Source organism: Paenibacillus sp. FSL H7-0943 (genome assembly GCF_037963265.1).
In the GTDB taxonomy this organism is placed as follows: domain Bacteria; phylum Bacillota; class Bacilli; order Paenibacillales; family Paenibacillaceae; genus Paenibacillus_AQ; species Paenibacillus_AQ odorifer.
Window position 1 is genome coordinate 5476272 of the sequence record NZ_CP150148.1, and the last position, 16445, is coordinate 5492716.

The 16445-nt window shown below is 45.7% G+C and carries 14 protein-coding genes and 1 rRNA gene; all 15 read right to left on the reverse strand.

Annotation, left to right across the window (positions count from 1 at the left end; translation table 11 throughout):
• Positions 1-225: 225 nt before the first annotated feature.
• The 15 genes from NSQ55_RS24015 to NSQ55_RS24085 all read right to left on the reverse strand — a co-directional run bounded on the left by NSQ55_RS24015 (position 226) and on the right by NSQ55_RS24085 (position 16436).
• A 16S ribosomal RNA gene (locus tag NSQ55_RS24015) occupies positions 226-1783 on the reverse strand.
• 453 nt (positions 1784-2236) lie between these two features.
• Complete coding sequence (locus NSQ55_RS24020; protein WP_339169445.1) at positions 2237-3925, reverse strand: LysM peptidoglycan-binding domain-containing protein; 1689 nt, start codon at positions 3923-3925, stop codon at positions 2237-2239.
• Between the two features lie 304 nt (positions 3926-4229).
• Complete coding sequence (gene ilvE / locus NSQ55_RS24025) at positions 4230-5111, reverse strand: branched-chain-amino-acid transaminase (protein WP_036685189.1); 882 nt, start codon at positions 5109-5111, stop codon at positions 4230-4232.
• Between the two features lie 4 nt (positions 5112-5115).
• Positions 5116-6003 carry a prephenate dehydratase gene (gene pheA / locus NSQ55_RS24030; protein WP_036685188.1) on the reverse strand — a complete coding sequence of 296 codons (888 nt, stop codon included), beginning with the start codon at positions 6001-6003 and terminating at the stop codon, positions 5116-5118.
• On the reverse strand, positions 6000-6977 hold the full coding sequence (gene thrB, locus NSQ55_RS24035; protein ID WP_339169453.1) for a homoserine kinase: 978 nt from the start codon (positions 6975-6977) through the stop codon (positions 6000-6002). Before thrB ends, pheA begins: the two co-directional genes overlap by 4 nt.
• Positions 6978-7036: 59 nt before the next feature.
• Positions 7037-8323: a homoserine dehydrogenase gene (locus NSQ55_RS24040; protein WP_036685184.1), complete on the reverse strand. Its 1287-nt coding sequence runs from the start codon at positions 8321-8323 to the stop codon at positions 7037-7039.
• A 33-nt stretch (positions 8324-8356) separates the two neighbouring features.
• Positions 8357-8794: an ACT domain-containing protein gene (locus tag NSQ55_RS24045; protein ID WP_038573029.1), complete on the reverse strand. Its 438-nt coding sequence runs from the start codon at positions 8792-8794 to the stop codon at positions 8357-8359.
• Positions 8795-8952: 158 nt separating this feature from the next.
• Positions 8953-10314 carry a hypothetical protein gene (locus tag NSQ55_RS24050; protein ID WP_076194469.1) on the reverse strand — a complete coding sequence of 454 codons (1362 nt, stop codon included), beginning with the start codon at positions 10312-10314 and terminating at the stop codon, positions 8953-8955.
• Positions 10315-10380: 66 nt separating this feature from the next.
• The gene (locus NSQ55_RS24055) at positions 10381-11157 is read right to left on the reverse strand and encodes a hypothetical protein (RefSeq protein WP_038573031.1); all 777 of its coding nucleotides are present in this window, start codon (positions 11155-11157) and stop codon (positions 10381-10383) included.
• Between the two features lie 14 nt (positions 11158-11171).
• Positions 11172-11918, reverse strand: a complete 747-nt coding sequence (locus NSQ55_RS24060; RefSeq protein ID WP_280753789.1) for a hypothetical protein — start codon at positions 11916-11918, stop codon at positions 11172-11174.
• A gap of 10 nt (positions 11919-11928) precedes the next feature.
• The gene (locus tag NSQ55_RS24065; protein ID WP_076129387.1) at positions 11929-13251 is read right to left on the reverse strand and encodes an SPFH domain-containing protein; all 1323 of its coding nucleotides are present in this window, start codon (positions 13249-13251) and stop codon (positions 11929-11931) included.
• Positions 13252-13461: 210 nt separating this feature from the next.
• The gene (gene obgE / locus NSQ55_RS24070; RefSeq protein ID WP_036685174.1) at positions 13462-14772 is read right to left on the reverse strand and encodes a GTPase ObgE; all 1311 of its coding nucleotides are present in this window, start codon (positions 14770-14772) and stop codon (positions 13462-13464) included.
• Positions 14773-14787: 15 nt separating this feature from the next.
• Positions 14788-15528, reverse strand: a complete 741-nt coding sequence (locus NSQ55_RS24075) for a Spo0B domain-containing protein (RefSeq protein ID WP_076105522.1) — start codon at positions 15526-15528, stop codon at positions 14788-14790.
• Positions 15529-15771: 243 nt separating this feature from the next.
• Positions 15772-16083 (reverse strand): 50S ribosomal protein L27, encoded by a 312-nt coding sequence (gene rpmA, locus NSQ55_RS24080; protein WP_036685171.1) that lies wholly within the window; start codon positions 16081-16083, stop codon positions 15772-15774.
• A gap of 17 nt (positions 16084-16100) precedes the next feature.
• Entirely contained in the window at positions 16101-16436 is a 336-nt protein-coding gene (locus NSQ55_RS24085) for a ribosomal-processing cysteine protease Prp (protein ID WP_036685168.1), read from the reverse strand.
• Positions 16437-16445 lie beyond the last annotated feature (9 nt).

Below are 16445 nucleotides of genomic sequence, written 5' to 3' on the forward strand. Positions count from 1 at the left end.
CTCTTTGGAATCATCTCACTAATAACATTTACTTGTTTGCACAAGTTGCTAAAAGATGTTCTAAAACGCAAATTCGTTTCGGTATCCAGTTTTCAAGGATCAAGTCTTACTTGAGAGCTTAAACTCTCAAAACTGAGCAACGAGTGAGTAACAGGCCTAAACCTGAGTTTTGGAAGCTGAGCTTCCGATTTGAATGTTCTCATTGCAGAGAACGATTCTCCATAGAAAGGAGGTGATCCAGCCGCACCTTCCGATACGGCTACCTTGTTACGACTTCACCCCAATCATCTACCCCACCTTCGGCGGCTGGCTCCCTTGCGGGTTACCCCACCGACTTCGGGTGTTGTAAACTCTCGTGGTGTGACGGGCGGTGTGTACAAGACCCGGGAACGTATTCACCGCGGCATGCTGATCCGCGATTACTAGCAATTCCGACTTCATGCAGGCGAGTTGCAGCCTGCAATCCGAACTGAGACCGGCTTTGATGGGATTGGCTCCACCTCGCGGCTTCGCTTCCCGTTGTACCGGCCATTGTAGTACGTGTGTAGCCCAGGTCATAAGGGGCATGATGATTTGACGTCATCCCCACCTTCCTCCGGTTTGTCACCGGCAGTCACTCTAGAGTGCCCAACATTACTTGCTGGCAACTAAAGTTAAGGGTTGCGCTCGTTGCGGGACTTAACCCAACATCTCACGACACGAGCTGACGACAACCATGCACCACCTGTCTCCTCTGTCCCGAAGGCCGCTGCTATCTCTAGCAGATTCAGAGGGATGTCAAGACCTGGTAAGGTTCTTCGCGTTGCTTCGAATTAAACCACATACTCCACTGCTTGTGCGGGTCCCCGTCAATTCCTTTGAGTTTCAGTCTTGCGACCGTACTCCCCAGGCGGAGTGCTTACTGTGTTAACTTCGGCACCAAGGGTATCGAAACCCCTAACACCTAGCACTCATCGTTTACGGCGTGGACTACCAGGGTATCTAATCCTGTTTGCTCCCCACGCTTTCGCGCCTCAGCGTCAGTTACAGCCCAGAAAGTCGCCTTCGCCACTGGTGTTCCTCCACATATCTACGCATTTCACCGCTACACGTGGAATTCCACTTTCCTCTTCTGTACTCAAGCCACCCAGTTTCCAGTGCGACCTCAGGTTGAGCCCAAGGTTTAAACACCAGACTTAAATAGCCGCCTGCGCGCGCTTTACGCCCAATAATTCCGGACAACGCTTGCCCCCTACGTATTACCGCGGCTGCTGGCACGTAGTTAGCCGGGGCTTTCTTCTCAGGTACCGTCACTCCGGTAGCAGTTACTCTACCGGACGTTCTTCCCTGGCAACAGAGCTTTACGATCCGAAAACCTTCATCACTCACGCGGCGTTGCTCCGTCAGGCTTTCGCCCATTGCGGAAGATTCCCTACTGCTGCCTCCCGTAGGAGTCTGGGCCGTGTCTCAGTCCCAGTGTGGCCGTTCACCCTCTCAGGTCGGCTACGCATCGTCGCCTTGGTGGGCCGTTACCCCACCAACTAGCTAATGCGCCGCAGGCCCATCCCTCAGTGACAGATTGCTCCGTCTTTCATTCTTCTCTCAGGAGAAAAAAGAAATTATCCGGTATTAGCTACCGTTTCCGGTAGTTATCCCAGTCTGAAGGGCAGGTTGCCTACGTGTTACTCACCCGTCCGCCGCTAAGTTATTTTGAAAGCAAGCTTTCAAAATAACTCCGCTCGACTTGCATGTATTAGGCACGCCGCCAGCGTTCGTCCTGAGCCAGGATCAAACTCTCCAATTAGTATTGAAAAGAGCGATATGCTCATTTTGAAACATCTGACGAGAAAATTAATTCTCTAATTTTGGATTTCACTTGCGTGATTTCCTACTCACTCGTTGTTCAGTTTTCAAAGATCAAGTTCTCGTTGGCGCCGTTTAATGTCTCAGCAGCAACTCTTATAATATATCATGCTTTCTGATTTATTGCAACTCTTTTTTTCAAAGTTCTTTGCAATCTAATTCAGATTAACACTCACCAACCGAAAGCTTTATAGTTCCTCTTTGCGACTGGATTTATAATGTACCATATATCCCTATATAAAAACAATACTTAAAAATTTATATTTTATAAATAAGTGCTTTTGCCCCACTTTATTTAACATCTTTTATCCCTATTTACCTATAAAAAAACGTGTAGATTCTTAGGATACAGAATCTACACGTAAGTCAAACAACGGCTTAATATATAAATTTATTAGTTTGAAATCCAAGGATTTCTACGTTTTTTAGTACTCGTTGCTGAACCTTGAGATTTCGTAGCAGCTTTGCTTTTCTTGCTGCTAGGTTGACCTGAAGTCTTTGCTTTTTTGCCTGTTACTGTTTCCTTTGCTACATTCCCCTTATTCTTGAGAGAAGCGTTAGAAGTTGACTCATCAGTCTCTGTTCTAGCCGTTTCGGGAGATTCCTGCACGAACGCTTCAGGTTCTTGAATTTCTGGCACCCGATTATGCTGCGAATAATTACCTATCCCTGGATACTGCGGATTGGATGGAATATTAGAGTTATCCGGTCCACCAAATGCTCCAAGCGTAGAAGTAGGTACCATTCCCTGATTAGGCATTCCTGCTCCATATGCGGAAAAAGCGTTTGGATTCCCATATTCAGGATAGGTGTTATATACAGGCATGTCATATGAATAAGTTTGCACTGGTTGAATATGCACGCCTCCGCACCCACAAGTTGGCCAAGGAAGGTTCGGCGTCTGTCCTCCATATTGAGGAACAGCATACGGGGAGAAATCCCCGCCAACATTCATGCCAGCAACATTAGCCTCCATCGGATTCCACTGTCCTGGACTCATATTAGGGGCAGCATTTGGATTCCATTGTTCTGGGCTTATGTTTGGCGCGGCATTGGGATTCCATTGCTCTGGGCTTATGTTTGGCGCGGCATTTGGATTCCACTGTTCCGGGCTTATGTTTGGCGCGGCATTCGGATTCCACTGTTCTGGACTCATATTAGAATACATATTGCCCGAAAAATAACATGGTGAAATACATTCTGGTGCATAAGCCATTGGCTGAACATAACTTGGTGCCCAGTTCATGTTCATATTAGGGCTATTTTGATATGAATCATAGAGATAAGGATTTCCTCCCAGTCCCGGGTATCCGTTGGAATTGTCCCATGAGCAATCATTGTCTGCTTTTTTCTCAGCTTTAGGTGCTTCTTGTTGAGCAACCGGCTCTTGATTTGGAACCGTAATCTGAACAAATAAACTCTGCATTTCAATTTCTTGCACAGGAGCAACTTCCATTTGCATATTAGGCGCAGGATTGGGTGCAATGTTTTGTGTATTAATAGGGGCGATGTTTAGCGATGGGTGTGGTGCAGAATTGGATTCAGGTGAGATATTTGTCACTGGTTTAGGTGCAGGTTTAGCTTCTGGCTTGGTCTCTGGTTTTACTTCTGGTTTAGTTTCTGGTTTAGGTGCAGGCACTACTTCAGCAGCAGGCTGTTCTTTGGGACCTGTATATTCCTTGCCACCCACCTGCGTTTTCTCTGACGCGTTAGACGGTGTATACCCAGGCTGTGTCGGTGAGGTATTGGATACTTTTTTAGGAATATTAACTACTTCCCCTAACATAAGTACATTTGGATTCTTTAGTTGGGGATTGGCCTCAACCATATCCTTCAAAGGAATTCCCCAGGCTTTAGATAATTTCCACAAGGTATCTCCTTGTTTAACGGTGTGCTTGTAGTAAACTTCACTGTTCTCCGGTACGGATACAGGGGCCGTAGGTATTTTTACTTTGTCTCCAACCGCTAACACATTCGGATTACTGATCTGCGGGTTTGCTTCAATAATTTTTTGTAACGGCACTCCGTACTTTTGCGATAATGCATACAAACTATCGCCTTGTTTGACAATGTGTATTTTCACGTAGCATTAACCTCCTAAAAGTTTTGTGGAGTATTGCTTTCTTTACAGCTACACAGCAAAACTGACTTCGAAAGCAAACACCCTTTTCATGGAACATTGCTCTCTTACAAAGTTATATGCGGTACAGCCGCCTCCTTCGTTACTACATCTTATGCAGCCCATGGGCGAATGACATCCCCGAAATAAAAAAAATCCTTTCATGATCCATGAAAAGATTAACCGGAGACTCCCGTTTTCTTCTGCATGTATGCATAAAAGGACTTCTGATGCGTATTCAATGCTATTTACATTGTATGATTAGTCTTTATTCCCAAACCTTATAGCCATCTTTATCAACCACATTACGGAACTCTTCGAGCAGCTTCAAAGTGATTGGACCCGCTTGTCCTTCACCAATGATCCGGCCGTCAATTTCACGTGCTGCAATAACCTCAGCAGCTGTGCCAGTGAAGAACACCTCGTCCGCTATATAAACATCATGCATTGTGAACGGTTCTTCTTTCAGTTTAATACCTAATTTCTCACAGAGCTCAATGATCGCCAGACGGGTAATTCCTTCAAGGGCTCCCAAGTAACATGGAGGAGTGAAAACTACACCATTTTTGATGATGAAAATGTTATCGCCCGATCCCTCAGTAACATAACCTTGAGCGTTCATCATGATGGCTTCGTCGGCTTCTGCCAAGTTGGATTGGATTTTTACTAGGATATTGTTTAGGTAATTAAGCGATTTGATCTTTGGATTGAGCGCATCCGGAATATTACGGCGTTGGGACACAGAAACTGCACGAAGTCCGTTCAAATACGCTTGTTCTGGGTAAATAGCCAGTTGCTCAACGATAATAATTACACTAGCTTTTGGACAACGGCGTGGATCAAGCCCTAAGTTCCCTGGTCCCCGGGACACGATCAGTCGAATATAGCCGTTACGCATGTCGTTAAGACGAATCGTTTCAGCCATAGCTTCCAGCATCTCATCATACGTTAGCGGAATGTCCAGCATGATCGATTTTGCCGAATCATACAGTCTGTCCAAATGCTCTTTACATTTAAAAATATTGCCGTTATAGATACGGATACCTTCAAAAATACCGTCTCCATACAAAAAACCGTGATCAAAAACGGATACCTTTGCATTTTCCTTCGTTACGTGTTGTCCATCCAAATAGATCCATTGCTCAGCCATGAATTTACTGCACCTCCGCTTTCTCTTCCTCATAGGTATATGTGGGATACGAGCCCAGAATCCTTACCTGACAGCCTAAAGCACTAATTTCTTCAATAGCCCCTGGCAGCAGAACAGATTCTATCGGTTCCAGCACATCAATATAAAAATAATAAGTACCCAGCTTCTTCTTCGTTGGTCGTGATTCAATACGCGATAAATTCAGTTTCCGCCAGGAAAAAGCAGCAAGCACCTGATGCAAGGCACCTGGAAAATCCTCTGGCAGCGTTACTAGAACACTCGTCTTTACTCCTGTGCTGCTCCGCGGAAGATCTATCTTCTGTGGACCCACCAGGACAAACCGTGTGTAATTGTTGTTGTGATCTGTAATTTGCCGATCTACAATCTCCAGCCCATGAGTAGCGGCGCCAAGAGCGGTACCGATAGCAGCCCAGCCCTTGCCGGGATTGTTTTTGACGATTTCTACAGCTTCAGAGGTACTTCCAACCGACTCCAGTTCAGCCCAAGGGGCATGCTTACGAACAAATTGCATACATTGTGCCATTGCTACGGGATGCGAAAGGATTTTTACCATCTTGGTGAAATCCTTGTTGCCGTCTGTATCTGTGAATTCCCTTGGGTTACCGATAAGATTCTGTATCGATGGAAAAATCCATTCCGTCTGCATTGGCAGATCCACTTCATTGATGAGCCAATCGATGTGAAGACTAACTGAGCCTTCAATGGTATTTTCAATCGGAATCACGCTGTAATCGGTGGTACCATTCGCCGTAGAGAGAAATACATCGGAAATTAACTTGTGATGCACAAGCTTTACAGGTTCACCGTTAAACAAATGCAGCAGCGCTTCGTGGGATACCGAGCCCTGCGGCAATACCGCTATTGATTTCATGACCGTACTCCTTTTATCATATCCAAAAATGATACGTTTTGCATCTCGTTTATTTCAAGCAGCTCTGTAGTAACTCCAAAAGCACAAGGTGTTAACCAGCAGGTCCGAGCGGAAATGCCATGTTCCTGCATCGTATTCTTCAAGAAGGCCTCAAGCTCACTCTTACGGGTCTCTTGGCGATCCACTAAACATAGCAGAGTCGGTCCAGCACCGCTAAGTGCGATCCCTAAAGCACCGTGTTCAGGAGCTTCTGCGAGCAGCTTCTCCATGCCCGGTATAAGCGGTGCACGATACGGCTGATGCAGGCGATCCTGCATCGCTCTGCTAAGCAGGTCAAGCCGGCCTGATGCCAGCGAAGCCGTCAATAGAGAGGTTCTGCTAATGTTGTACACAGCATCACTAACTGAGATTTCTGTTGGAAGCAATCCCCGCGCTTTTGTGGTTTCCAGTTCGAATTCAGGAATAACCACCAGCACCTCAAGATTTTGTGGTGGTTCTAGCCGAACATAATCCGCATGTTCACCATCCCACACGGCAGTAATAATGCCGCCAAACAAGGAGGCACCCACATTATCGGGATGTTTCTCAAGCTGGGTAGCCATATCAAACAGCTTAGCATTATCCAGCGGAGAGCCAATCATTGTGTTCGCTGCGGCCATTCCGCCAATAATAGCTGAGGCACTGCTGCCGAGTCCACGCGTAAGCGGAATCTCCGAGTACATGGTTATCGATAATTCAGGCACCGTAACGCCTGCCTCTGCAAATACCATTTGAGCGACCTTATAGAGTAAATTGCTCTTATCCTGAGCCACTCCATTCATCTCATCACCATATAGATGAAAAACAGTCTCCTCTGCTTCCTCCATCTCAATCCAGGCATATAGCGGCAAAGCCATACCCAGAGTATCGAAGCCCGGACCAAGATTGGCAGTACTAGCAGGCACTTTAACCCTAGCTCTTCCGTAAATACTCATAACAGGTACAATCTCCTTACTATGTTTTGAAATATGAAAGTATTAGTTCAGTGGCTTGGTTAACCTTCCACACGATAATGGCTCTTAATCCGGCGGATGACTTTCAGCTCCTCGAAATGGCGCAGCACTTTGTTCATGCTTGCTTTACTAGCGTTATGAGTGACAATAATGATCTCCGCATCAGGATTATTGGGATTGGCTTGCTGAACTACTGAATCCAAACTTACATCATATTCGGCAAACACTTGAGTAATCTTAGCCAATACCCCTGCTTTATCATCAACATGCAGAAGCAAAAAGTTTTTATAAAAAATAGCTTCATCACTCTTAAGCTTTTTCTGCTTGTAAGGTACTTTTTGCTTCAATCCATTCACACCTAGTTTAAGGTTCTTAATGACAGCTACCAAATCAGCTACCACTGAGGTTGCAGTTGGCATTGCGCCCGCACCCGCACCGTAGAACATGGTCTCTCCCACTGCTTCCCCGTATACGTAAACTGCGTTGAACACGCCATTGACGGAAGCCAAGGGATGACTAGCCCGAATCAAGGTTGGCTGAACACTGATGCTGAATTCTTCATCCTGACGTTCAGCGATGCCTAACAGCTTAATTTCATATCCGAGACGTTTCGCAAAGGCGATATCCGCCTTACTCACCTGAGAAATCCCACTCACACTTACATCATGCAGCTCCACATTAGTACGGAAACCTAAGGTTCCGAGAATCGCCATTTTGCGGGCAGCGTCCAGGCCTTCCACATCCGAGGTTGGATCAGACTCTGCGTATCCCAGATCCTGCGCTTCTTTTAACACATCATTATAGGATGCGCCTTCTTGGCTCATTTTGGTTAGTATGTAATTAGTCGTTCCATTCACGATACCTATAATCTTCATAATCTTATCTGAGGAAAAGCCCTCGATAAGTGTGCGGATAATCGGAATGCCTCCTGCTACGCTAGCCTCATAAAAGACATCACATTGCTTCTCCTGCGCCTTAGCAAGAATCTCCGAGCCGTGCAGCGCCATCAAATCCTTGTTCGCAGTTACGACATGTTTACCGCGTTCCAAAGCTTCAAGAATATATTCTTTGGTTCCCGCGATTCCCCCCATAACTTCAACGATGACATCAATTTCAGGATCACGAATCACATCCCATGGATCTGTCGTTATTTTAGCAGGATCAACCTCGATTTCGCGTGGTTTATTAGAATTATTCACAGCTATACGTTCAATGACAATTGAAGAGCCTACCTGGCTGCTTAAATCCTCTTGATTCCCTTCCACGATACGAACTACACCTGTGCCTACTGTTCCCAGGCCCAGCAACCCCACTTTAACCGGCTTCATCTGTCTCCTCCTAAAAGTTTACGAATATAGTTCCTATCCCTGTCCAACAATTAAAGCACGCTTCACTCCTGGAATCTCTTTCAGACTATCCAGCATCTCTCCGAGTTCCTCATTTAAGTGTGAAATTTCTACGGAGATCACCACATTTGCCCGCCCTTGCAGCGGAATACTCTGGTGAATCGTCAACACATTAGCCCCATGTCCCGCTACAGAGCCTAGTACCTTGGAAAGCATTCCAGATTCGTGCTCCAAATCCATGGAAATCGTAACGATCCGCTCTCGTTCGAGCTGATGGATCAAGTGAATTCCATCCTTGTATTTATAAAAAGCGCTTCGGCTTAATCCCACCTGCTCTACACCTTCATTTACGGTCTTCGCATCCCCGGCCTCAAGCAATTGTTTAACCTGCATAGTCTTAAGTACAGCATCAGGCAATATGTCCTCCCGGACCAAATAATAGCGTTCTCTCACGAACGTCCTCACCTCAAAGACTTTTGTGTTTTCTTAGTGGACATTATATCGGAAAAGGCTTGTAAAATGCAATAACTTTATCTGGATGCTCCAAGGCCGGGTAGTTAGGTGTAGTAAAACCCCCGGATTCCCGGGGGCAGAAGGCAATCGTATGTACACTAGCTGTATGGAATCGTCGTCCCGCAATAGTCACAGATTTTATCCTGCCCTGGAAGTACTCTACTCTTAGCACCGCAACTCGGACAAACGATGGATTTCGGCAGTTGGACAGGTGGCTTAGGCCTATTCTCCGGCAATGACTGCCGTCCAGATGATGGCTGGTTCTCTGTTGCCGCGGAGGGCTGTGCCCGGTCAGGATGTACAAGATTGGGCGGTTGTTTATCTAAGAGCTTAACACGTCCTTCATAATAGACAAGATCAGAAGCAAGTAACCCCCATCTCACCAAATACCGTAGGTCTCTACGTACATCATCTTCACTTTGTTTCGTGATATCAGCTAAATTACCAATATGCCTAACATCATCCACTACGATCAGCATGAGATACTTCTTGCACAGAAAATCAAAGTTTTCTGTTGCGAAGGTAGCCCTCCCTGCAAAGCTGTCTGCCGGAATTATAAAGATCACGTAGAGGACCACCAGAATGATCAATAAAGTGTACCACTTAAAATCCCCTTTGTAGGTCCCCACGGCGAAGAGGACAGCAAGTTCCATAAAAGCTCCCATACATACATGATAGAGCAATTTGTAGTTAAATGATTTCCGCTCATTCTTATAATGAGTGCTTACAAAACGAAGCATCGCAAGTACAAACCCAAGCGGAGCAAACAAATAGGCAATCGCCATGATGATTCGATCAAACACTGTCTGGTCTCGTTTGTTACGGTAGCGAAGGTTATTCTCAGGCGCACGCACCAGTGCTTGTGCCCGTTTGGAATAAATAAGCTTCGGCGGCAATTTCACAAATGAATTGTCTACACGTCCTTCATAATAAACAATATCTGGAGAAAGCACTCCCTGATCTTTTAAATATTCCAAAACCTCGCGGACATTCTCTTCACTGAATCCGCGGATATCGGATAGGCTGCCGATATGCCTTATGCCGTCCACAAGAACCAATGCGATATAGTCATTGCAAAGATAGGTGAATCCCTCTCTCCATCCTACGGCCCTGACGGATAATTTGATGGCGGGAATCCTAAACAATGCGTAGATAATCACCAGCCTGATCAAGAGTGCGACATAATCGATTTGACCGAGTAGCTTGCTAATAATGAAATAGATCGCCAATTCTACAAAGGCACCCATACACGCATGATAAAACAGGTTAATATTGCTTGCTTTGCGCTGTCTCTTGGAATGTGTAGATAATAACCGAATGGCAGCCAATATAAAGCCAACCGGAGCAAATACATACGCAAACACAATAGTCGTATAATCAAACGCCGTCCGCTCATATTCATGCTTGTACACAGGTTTTCCCGATGCCGGCGGCTGTCTGCGTATATCCAATCCACTCATTTTGTCTTTAATCCCCTTATTTATGTAATCCTATATGCGATGAAGCTAATCTGTTGGTTGACGGCATTAATTGTACGGGATCTTCGTTCCACAGTAATCACAGCTTTTAGATTGGCTTGGGAGCACAGTATTCTGGGCTCCGCACCCCGGACAACGGATAGACTTAGGCAGTTGCGGCGGAGACTGAGGCTGCGCAGGTATTTGCTGCCCCGATGCTTGGGTTCTCCCCGTTCCTCCAAAGCCCGAAGTACTTTCAGGGTAACCTTGATTAGCTGCTGATGGTTCTGGCGTCTGGCGCCCTTCGGATAATGCGACATCAATATCAAGCAGTCCTTTATCCTTCAGATACTGGACATCTCTCCGTACATCACTTTCACTTTGGCCTATTCGTTCAGATATACTGCCAATATGCCGGATATTCTTATTTTGAATCAGCTCTATATAAGAAGTGTTAAGCTTAGAAAGGGTATATTTAGCTTTCGCTGTCACACTGGCCAGTATAAAAGCTGGAGTCAAAAACATGATTGCAATTAAAATAAGCGTTGATACTAATTCAGAAGTTCCAAATTCCCCATTGAGCGCACTAGAAAACATGGCAATAGAAAGTTCAACAAACCCACCAATAAATACATGCATCAGCAGATTGAGGTTAGTCGGTCTACGGTAATTTTTGTAATGCGTTGTCATCAAACGTAACAAGGCAAGCACAAGTCCAACTGGCATCAGTAGATAAGCAGCCGCGAGAATAACATAATCAAACCCGGTACGTTCGTATTTAAGCCGGGGAACGGCTGCATTTCCTCCCGGGAGCGGTGACGGCTCTTGTAGGTTCAAACTGTTCATGTAGTAAACTCCTCCTATTTAAGTGCCGCTAATTCACGGTTACGCCGCTGAAGTGTAGACTTTATACTCTCTGACATCTCATTTACTTCTACCTGCCAGCCCTCATGTGGCTCTTGGGTCGCCAGCAGTAGCTTCACGTGATCATGTAACAGAGAAATCTGCTGCTGCAGAATATCCTCTGTAGCATATAAAGACGGTTCTGATATCGGATCACTGTACTTAAATTTTTCCTCCAACATATCTAACACGTTCACTAGCTGCTCGGATTCGGAATTCTTCCAGCTACTAGCCAGCTCACTCATTTCAGTTAATTCGTTCTGATACCGCCGAAACTTTTGTAAAGACCTTTTGGCTTGCTGTTCCCCTGCCCCAGCATTCCACCCGTAAAGCCCTATCGCGGCCAAAGTGATCGCTCCTAACACAAGAATCAGCAATTGTTCGGCTGCGTACCACAAGGCGGGTAACTCCAGCAGCCAATCGAAGAGTAAGGCCGATACAAATACGAGGGCTGCATAGATTCCCGTAATGATTGCGCCGCTGATAAGAACAGGCGGAGTCTGCTGAATGCTACTTGCCGTTCGGAGCCAAAAAATACAATAGCCATAGATTACACTTTCTGCTAGCAGAACCGCGGATAAAGAAATTATGAACCGAAACAGTGAGTCGGAGAAACCTAATCCAATAAACGAGAACACTGTCAGTACTATAGCTACCGCATAAATGATGGTAATAATGTATATATATCTCCTGCTTTTGTTCATTAGGTCCTCCTTAGCCTGCTTTTGTTCCGCACTCTGCACAGAATTTTTGTCCAGCTTTCAGCTCATGTCCACAGCCGCTGCATTTAATCACCATGCTGTCTCCACAATGAGGACAGAATTTCACCCCTGGCGCTACCATAGTCCCACATTTACCGCAAGCTTTAGGCATTTCTTTTCCACAGGAGACACAAGAAGCCGCTCCCTCAGGATTATCTGCTTTACAGGATGGGCAAGCACGATAAGGATTCCCGCAACCTGGACAGAACTTAGCTCCCGCATTTAGTTCATGCCCGCATTCAAAACATTTGATCTTGTTCGCAGAGGGAGAACTTTGCGGGTTGCCTCCAAGCGCCTGCCCACAACCGCTGCAGAACCGTCCCTCTACTGGATTCATAACTCCACACTTAGAGCAGGAACGCTGCTCTTGACGTATAACTGTAGTCCCTGAATCCAAGTTCATCCCTCTAGTCATACGGTTCACCATATCCATAGCGGGTCCAGCAAATCCCATTCCAAGTCCAAGCCCCATCCCGGTGTTCATCATGCCCACTCCAAGATTGCCGGGATTACCTGCCGCTTCTTCCATCGTGTCAAAACCACGCTCCTGCTGATAGGTGAAGCCCATGATATCCATTTCCGCTTTTTTAGCCAAAGCTTCCTTCAAACGAATCGTTGCCGGATCATCCTCTGGAATATTGATCGAATCAATATAGAAATTATTCAGCTCAATGCCATTATCCAAGAAAGCCGAGGCTAGTCGGCCCTGAATATGTTTGGAGATCTCTGCAACATAAGCATTAATCTCCAGTATGCTGATTTGCTTGTGCACAAGGTAAGAAGAAATAAGTTCATTTATATTCGACATCAGCAGTCCGCGGAAATAACTGATAAGCGTTTCATGATCAAACTGCGGGAGCGTCCCTACGAGCTTCAGCAAGAATTTTCGCGGATCATCGATTTTTACACCAAACTGCCCAAAAGAACGAACAGAAATCATAATTTTGTATTTGGGATCCTGAAGCTGTAAAGGTGAGCTTGTTCCCCATTTGACATTCATCGAATTCGTCTTATTCACATACCATACTTCAGCCGTAAATGGTGATTTTCCACCAAAAGGAAGATTAACGATATTGGATAAAATAGGTATATTAGCGGTGCTTAGCGTGTGCCGCCCAGCTGTAAAAGAATCAAGCGCTTGTCCGCCCTTGAATAGAATCGCTTCCTGGGATTCATTAACGATTAGTTGTGTCCATGTCCCCAGCTCCTGGTTAGGATATTTCCATGCAAATATACCTGGAGGACCGTCATACTTCACCACTTCTATAATTGCCATCTGCTATTCCTTCTTTCATTATCTTATATATAAATAACGTGTACGCTCCCAAATGGGAATTAGTGTATTTCGATATTTATTGTATACGATATATATCGTGTTTTGGGTTCTTTTATTGAAAAAAATTACTGATCTCCTCACAAAAAAAGCGCCAACTATGCTATCCCTTTACAGGAAAACCATAGTTGGCGCTTCATAGTCAGCTAAATATTAATAGTAGCTGCTGTTCTCAACGAATTCGAATTCGAAATCAGCGATACGGACAATCGTTCCTTCTACAGCACCACGTTTACGAAGCTCGGCATCTACACCCATATGACGCAAAGTCCGTGCCAGCTTGAGAATCGCATCATGTGTGCTAAGCTGCATGCGCTTCAGCATACGTTCGATACGTGGGCTTGTGACCACAAACGCCTCGTTATCACGTGTAATAGTAAACGAATTATCCTCTTCTGCTTCCAGCTTATACACCTTACGTTCAGTAGTTTCAGCAACTTCCTCAACCACCGGCGCAACCGGAATGCTGTCGAGAATATCCGTTGCACGATATAGGAGCTCCTGGACACCCTGACGGGTAAGGGATGAAATTGGCATGATTTCTAAATCCGGCCGCACCTCAGCTACGCGTTCGCGGAAAGAAATAAGATTCTCTTCTGATTCAGGCATATCCATCTTATTCGCCGCCACAATCTGCGGACGATCGATTAGACTAGCATTGTACTGCTTCAGCTCATCATTAATTAGAACCCAATCCTCGAAGGGATCACGGCCCTCAGAGCCAGACATATCAACTACATGAATGATGATACGCGTACGTTCAACGTGACGCAGGAATTCGTGACCCAGACCTATGCCTTCACTAGCTCCCTCGATTAATCCAGGCAGATCCGCCATCACAAAGCTTCGGCCATCCCCAACATCCACTACCCCTAAATTCGGTGTAATTGTTGTGAAATGGTAAGCTCCGATTTTGGGCTGAGCAGCGGACACAACCGACAGCAACGTAGATTTACCCACACTCGGGAAGCCTACAAGCCCTACATCAGCCATTACCTTAAGTTCCATAACAACATAACGCTCTTGGCCTTCTTCACCGTTCTCCGCAAGCTCTGGTGCAGTATTATTAGCTGTGGCAAAACGGGTGTTACCCCGGCCTCCACGGCCTCCACGTGCAACTACAACCTGTTGTCCATGACGCGTCATATCGGCAATGATCTCTTGCGTATCATCGTCAATCAGAATGGTTCCTGGCGGAATACGAACGATCATATGATCCGCATTCGCTCCATGTTGGCTTTTGTTCCGTCCTTTAATCCCTTTGTCAGCTTTGAAGTGGCGCTGATAACGGAAATCCATCAACGTGCGCAGTCCCTCATCTACACGGAAAATAACGTCGCCTCCACGGCCTCCGTCACCACCGGCAGGACCACCCTCCGGTACATATTTCTCCCGGCGAAACGCAACGAGACCATCCCCGCCGTCACCGCCTTTAACATAAATCTTAGCTTTATCTACGAACATAAATGTTCACCTTCCTCACATTTCAAGCGGTAATCGCAGCTCTACATAAGCCCTGCTAGGCTTAAACTGCTCTGCTTTCATGATTTTTCCTTGTACTATATTATAAATTTGCCCTTTGAGCAGCTCGGGATTGCCATGCTCCCCCTCGCCTTCGAAGGAGATAAGAATGTCTCCTCCATCCTGAAAAAAGCCAAGGCGCAGCTTGCGCGTCTCCCCCTGAGGAGCCAGCCCGTTGTACTGATAAGCCCGTATGGTCTGCATAATCACTGAAGTCAGCTCATCTCCTGCTTCTGGATTTAGCTTGTCCTCTAGCTGCAACCCTTCCTCCACCTGAACTTCCAATTCCAGACTAGACCTGTTAGTTCGGAAGGATTGGATATAGAAAACCAATGAAGGAATGCCCAACTTAGCGATACGACTATCAAGTGCTATGCGTTCCTTTATTCTTTCCACACACTCCACGGATTTATTAGGCTTTCCAAGCTGAATATATCCGTATAGAATCTGCAAATCGTTCATCCAATCATGTCGATGATGATTCAGTGTCCGAATCGCCGCCTGTTGCAGAGTGTTCTCTTGTATACGCAGCTCCCGTTCATAATGACGCTGGCTCCAGATAAAACTGAAAGCAACGATTGCCACTACCCAGACTCCGAGTAATAGACACGTCAGAAGAGAAGTATGCCAATACAAAAGACCTAAAGGAAGCATTACGGATAACATGACTGCCCAGATTGCACTTTTCCAGGATTTCATTCTTTCTCCCCGTCCCTCAGTTCGCAAAATTCATGACTTCGTTTAGATAATTTGTTTTGTTAGTATCATTTACCATTTCCTAGTATAACACACGCGTTCACTGTAGTTCACCAGAGATAATAACGAGAATTTCACATCTATCTAACCATCCCAACTTTGCATCACAAATAATTATGAATATTCTACAAAAAAGCCTCCGGCACTCATGCCGGAGGCTTCTACTTGCTCATATGGTCCGTAAGCTTACGCTTCCAGTGCCGCTGCTACCGGAGCGACATCAACTGGGTACACGCTCACTTTTTTGCGATCGCGGCCCCAACGTTCGAACTTCACTACGCCATCCACCATTGCGAACAAAGTATCATCTTTACCGATGCCTACGTTAGTTCCTGGGTGAATTTTTGTTCCGCGTTGACGAACCAAGATGTTACCGCCGGTTACTGCTTGACCGTCAGCACGTTTCACGCCAAGACGTTTGGAATGGGAATCCCGTCCGTTTTTTGTGGAACCTACACCTTTTTTCGATGCGAACAATTGAAGATTCAATTTCAACATGTTGTCAACCTCCTTCTTTAAATATTTACTTGCTGTATTTGAATATACTTCCCGTATGATTCTGCGATATCATTCAGCATTACGACCATGGATTCAAGCAGCAATTGTACCTTCGCGGAAGTATCGAAATCTTCAACAGAACTTAATGTTCCACTTAAGAATCCGTTCTTCATGGATGTATCCATGGAGATTCCGGTCAAGGTCTCAATCGAATTGACGGTTCCAACTGTTACAGCGGATACCCCGGCACATACGATATCTTCGCCACGCTTCGCATAACCCGCATGCCCCTTAACCTCAAAGCCAACGATAGTTCCTAGATCCGATAATCGTGTAATCCGCACGCTAATCATTAACGCACC

Coding starts and splice junctions, on each gene's coding strand:
- ilvE (WP_036685189.1), bottom strand. CDS start 5,111: ATGGCTGAGCAATGGATCTATTTGGATGGACAACACGTAACGAAGGAA.
- NSQ55_RS24040 (WP_036685184.1), bottom strand. CDS start 8,323: ATGAAGCCGGTTAAAGTGGGGTTGCTGGGCCTGGGAACAGTAGGCACA.
- NSQ55_RS24055 (WP_038573031.1), bottom strand. CDS start 11,157: ATGAACAGTTTGAACCTACAAGAGCCGTCACCGCTCCCGGGAGGAAAT.
- NSQ55_RS24065 (WP_076129387.1), bottom strand. CDS start 13,251: ATGGCAATTATAGAAGTGGTGAAGTATGACGGTCCTCCAGGTATATTT.
- thrB (WP_339169453.1), bottom strand. CDS start 6,977: ATGAGTATTTACGGAAGAGCTAGGGTTAAAGTGCCTGCTAGTACTGCC.
- rpmA (WP_036685171.1), bottom strand. CDS start 16,083: ATGTTGAAATTGAATCTTCAATTGTTCGCATCGAAAAAAGGTGTAGGT.
- NSQ55_RS24085 (WP_036685168.1), bottom strand. CDS start 16,436: ATGATTAGCGTGCGGATTACACGATTATCGGATCTAGGAACTATCGTT.
- obgE (WP_036685174.1), bottom strand. CDS start 14,772: ATGTTCGTAGATAAAGCTAAGATTTATGTTAAAGGCGGTGACGGCGGG.
- NSQ55_RS24050 (WP_076194469.1), bottom strand. CDS start 10,314: ATGAGTGGATTGGATATACGCAGACAGCCGCCGGCATCGGGAAAACCT.
- NSQ55_RS24075 (WP_076105522.1), bottom strand. CDS start 15,528: ATGAAATCCTGGAAAAGTGCAATCTGGGCAGTCATGTTATCCGTAATG.
- pheA (WP_036685188.1), bottom strand. CDS start 6,003: ATGAAATCAATAGCGGTATTGCCGCAGGGCTCGGTATCCCACGAAGCG.
- NSQ55_RS24060 (WP_280753789.1), bottom strand. CDS start 11,918: ATGAACAAAAGCAGGAGATATATATACATTATTACCATCATTTATGCG.